Consider the following 3972-nt stretch of genomic DNA (forward strand, 5'->3'; position numbering starts at 1 on the left):
GCCCACGCCGCTGACGTCAAGGAAGTGCAGATGCTGCACTGGTGGACGTCTGGCGGCGAGGCTGCGGCTTTGAACGTCTTGAAGCAGGATCTTTCGAAGGAAGGTTTTGCCTGGAAGGACGTTCCTGTTGCCGGCGGTGGTGGCGATGCGGCGATGACGGCGCTGAAGGCGATGGTTGCGGCCGGCACCTATCCGACAGCCTCGCAGATGCTCGGTTATACCGTGCTCGATTATGCCCAGGCCGGCGTCATGGGCGATCTGACGGAGACGGCGAAGAAGGAAGGCTGGGACAAGTCGGTTCCGGCAGCCCTGCAGAAGTTCTCGGTCTATGACGGCAAGTGGGTTGCAGCCCCGGTCAACGTCCACTCGGTCAACTGGCTGTGGATCAACAAGGCTGTGATGGACAAGATCGGCGGCACTCAGCCGAAGACCTTCGACGAGCTGATCGCGCTGCTCGACAAGGCGAAGGCTGCAGGCGTGATCCCGCTCGCCCTTGGCGGCCAGAACTGGCAGGAAGCGACGATGTTCGATTCCATCGTGCTGTCGACCGGCGGTCCGGAGTTCTACAAGAAGGCCTTCAACGACCTCGACGATGAATCGCTGAAGTCCGACACGATGAAGAAGTCCTTCGACAATCTGGCGACGATCATCAAATATGTCGACCCGAACTTCTCGGGCCGTGACTGGAACCTGGCGACCGCCATGGTCATCAAGGGTGACGCGCTGGTGCAGGTGATGGGCGACTGGGCCAAGGGCGAATTCGTCGCCGCCAAGAAGACGCCGGATACGGACTTCCTGTGCTACCGCTTCCCCGGCACCGACGGCAGCGTGGTCTACAACTCCGACATGTTCGGCATGTTCAACGTCCCTGATGACCGCAAGGCCGCCCAGGTGGCGCTGGCAACCGCAACGCTGTCGAAGAGCTTCCAGTCGGCCTTCAACGTCGTCAAGGGTTCGGTGCCGGCTCGTACCGACGTTCCCGATACCGACTTCGACGCCTGCGGCAAGAAGGGCATCGCCGACCTGAAGGCAGCCAACGAAGGCGGCACGCTGTTCGGTTCGCTGGCGCAAGGCTATGGCGCACCGCCGGCCATCGCCAATGCCTACAAGGATGTCGTCTCGAAGTTCGTCCACGGCCAGATCAAGACCTCTGACGAAGCCGTCAAGCAGCTCGTCCAGGCGATCGACGACGCCCGCTGAGATCACGTGTGATGACAATGCTTCCCCGCGTGCTCCGCGGGGAAGCTTCAGGCTCCGCGCCGATCATGCGCGGACAATCATGCCCGGACGATCATGCAGGGCCGATTGTGGGGAGGAGATGACATTCCATGAGCACCGTTGCGACAACAGAACCCGCGATCACAACGCGCGGGACAAGAGCATCCATTCGTGGCCGGCTGCAGGATGCGCTGCCGAAGATCGTCTTGGCGCCGAGCTTCGTCATCACCATCATCTTCGTCTACGGCTTCATCGTCTGGACGGCCTATCTCTCCTTCACCAATTCCAAGACCTTTCCCTCCTATGCGCTGACCGGAGCACGCGCTTATCAGCGGCTGTGGCGCTGGACCTTCGAGAGCGATCCGCCGTCTTCCTGGTACACCTCGATCACCAACATGGCGATCTTCGGCTTCCTCTATATCGGTATCTGCCTGGTGCTCGGTCTGTTCCTGGCCATCCTGCTCGACCAGAAGATCCGCGGCGAGAGCGTGTTGCGGCCGATCTTCCTCTATCCGATGGCGCTCTCCTTCATTGTGACAGGCGTTGCCTGGAAATGGTTCCTCGATCCCGGCCTCGGGCTGGAACAGACGCTGCACCATTTTGGCTGGACGAGCTTCCACTTCGACTGGATCAAGAACAAGGACTTCGTCATCTACACCGTCGTCATCGCCGGCGTCTGGCAGGCGTCCGGCTTCGTCATGGCGATGTTCCTGGCGGGTCTGCGCGGCATCGACGGCGAGATCATGAAGGCAGCGCAGATCGATGGCGCCTCGCCATTCCAGCTCTATCGGCGCATCGTCATTCCGCTCTTGCGGCCGATCTTTCTGTCGGCCTTCATCGTGCTCGCCCATATGGCGATCAAGTCCTACGACCTCGTGGTGGCGCTGACCTCGGGCGGCCCCGGCGGCTCGGCCTGGCTGCCGTCGAACTTCATGTATGAATACACCTTCAAGCGCAACGAGATGGCCGTCGGCTCGGCCAGCGCCATCATCATGCTGATGACGATCTCGGCGATCATCGTGCCCTATCTCTATTCCGAACTGAAGGAGAAGGCGCGATGAGTGCGGTCATCTCACCGGCAGCCGACAGGGCGCAGAACAGCAATAACACCCGCTGGATCGGCCGCGCCGTCATCTACGGCCTGCTGCTGATCTTTGCCGTCCTCTATCTGATGCCGCTCTTCGTCATGCTGACCACCTCGTTCAAGACCATGGACGAGATCCAGAACGGCAACATGCTGGCGCTGCCGCAATCGCCGACCTTCGATCCCTGGATCAAGGCCTGGGGCGAGACCTGCGTCGGGCTCACCTGCGCCGGCATCAAGGGCTACTTCTGGAACTCGATCAAGATGGTGGTGCCGGCAGTGGCAATCTCCACCATCATGGGGGCGCTGAACGGTTATGTGCTGACCAAATGGCGCTTTCCCGGCCACACGCTGGTGTTCGGGCTGATGCTGTTTGCCTGCTTCATCCCGTTCCAGTCGGTGCTTTTGCCGATGGCAACGATCCTGGGCTCCCTCGGCCGCTTCGGCATGACGCTGCAGAACGCCACGGGCTTCAACTTCGGCTTCGGCAATCCGACCGTCAATCTGGTCTTCGTCCATGTCGTCTATGGCTTGGGCTTCACGACGCTGTTCTTCCGCAATTTCTACGAGGCCTTTCCGACCGAGCTGGTCAGGGCCGCCCAGGTCGATGGCGCCAGCTTCTTCCAGATCTTCCGCCGCATCATGCTGCCGAACTCGCTGCCGATCATCGTCGTCACCGTGATCTACCAGTTCACCAACATCTGGAACGACTTCCTGTTTGCCTCGGCTTACGCCGGCACCGGTGACACCATGCCGATGACGGTGGCGCTGAACAATGTCGTCAACACCTCGACCGGGGTGGTCGAATACAATGTCAACATGGCGGCGGCGATGATCGCAGCCGTGCCGACGCTCCTCGTCTATATCCTCGCCGGCCGCTACTTCGTGCGCGGTCTGATGGCGGGCGCTGTCAAAGGGTAATCCATGGCCTTCCTCGAAATCTCCGGTCTCAAAAAGCGCTTCGGCGCCGTCGACATTCTCAAGGGGATCGACCTCGAACTCGAAAAGGGCGGCTTTCTCGTGCTGGTCGGCCCGTCCGGCTGCGGCAAGTCCACGCTGCTCAACACCATTGCCGGGCTGGAGACGATCACCTCAGGCGATATCAAGATCGACGGGCGCGACATCAGCGGGCTGCATCCCTCCAAGCGCGACATCGCCATGGTGTTCCAGTCCTATGCGCTCTATCCGAACATGACGGTGGCCGGCAACATCGCCTTCGGCATGGAGATTCGCGGCGTGCCGAAGGAGGAGCGCGCCAGGGCGATCGCCCAAGTCTCCGACATGCTGCAGATCGGCCATCTGCTCGACCGCAAGCCGAGCCAGCTCTCCGGCGGCCAGCGCCAGCGTGTCGCCATGGGAAGGGCGCTGGTGCGCAATCCGCAGGTCTTCCTGTTCGACGAGCCGCTCTCCAATCTCGACGCCAAGCTGCGGGTCGACATGCGCACCGAGATCAAGCGGCTGCATCAGCGCATGGGCACCACCTTCGTCTATGTCACCCACGACCAGATCGAGGCGATGACGCTGGCGACCAAGATCGCCGTGCTGAAGGACGGCGTGCTGCAGCAGTTCGGCACGCCGGCCGAGATCTATAACAGCCCTTCCAACATCTTCGTCGCCGACTTCATGGGATCGCCGGCGATGAACCTGCTCAACGCCACCGTCGAGAACGG

At 61.4% G+C, this 3972-nt stretch carries 4 protein-coding genes; all 4 read left to right on the forward strand.

Annotated elements, in window-relative coordinates; all coding sequences use genetic code 11:
* Window positions 1-1200, forward strand: a 1200-nt coding sequence (locus HX898_RS32995) for an ABC transporter substrate-binding protein (protein ID WP_180196808.1), incomplete at its 5' end; no start/stop codon positions are given.
* A gap of 128 nt (window positions 1201-1328) precedes the next feature.
* A complete protein-coding gene (locus HX898_RS33000; RefSeq protein WP_138391246.1) occupies window positions 1329-2279 on the forward strand; it encodes a sugar ABC transporter permease in 951 nt (316 codons plus the stop codon).
* Window positions 2276-3223 carry a carbohydrate ABC transporter permease gene (locus HX898_RS33005; protein ID WP_180196809.1) on the forward strand — a complete coding sequence of 316 codons (948 nt, stop codon included), beginning with the start codon at window positions 2276-2278 and terminating at the stop codon, window positions 3221-3223. The genes HX898_RS33000 and HX898_RS33005 overlap by 4 nt, the downstream gene beginning before the upstream one ends.
* Before the next feature lie 3 nt (window positions 3224-3226).
* Window positions 3227-3972, forward strand: a 746-nt coding sequence (locus HX898_RS33010) for an ABC transporter ATP-binding protein (RefSeq protein ID WP_180196810.1), incomplete at its 3' end; no start/stop codon positions are given.

Origin of the sequence: Rhizobium sp. WYCCWR 11128, assembly GCF_013416305.1 — a bacterium.
GTDB classification, from domain to species: domain Bacteria; phylum Pseudomonadota; class Alphaproteobacteria; order Rhizobiales; family Rhizobiaceae; genus Rhizobium; species Rhizobium indicum.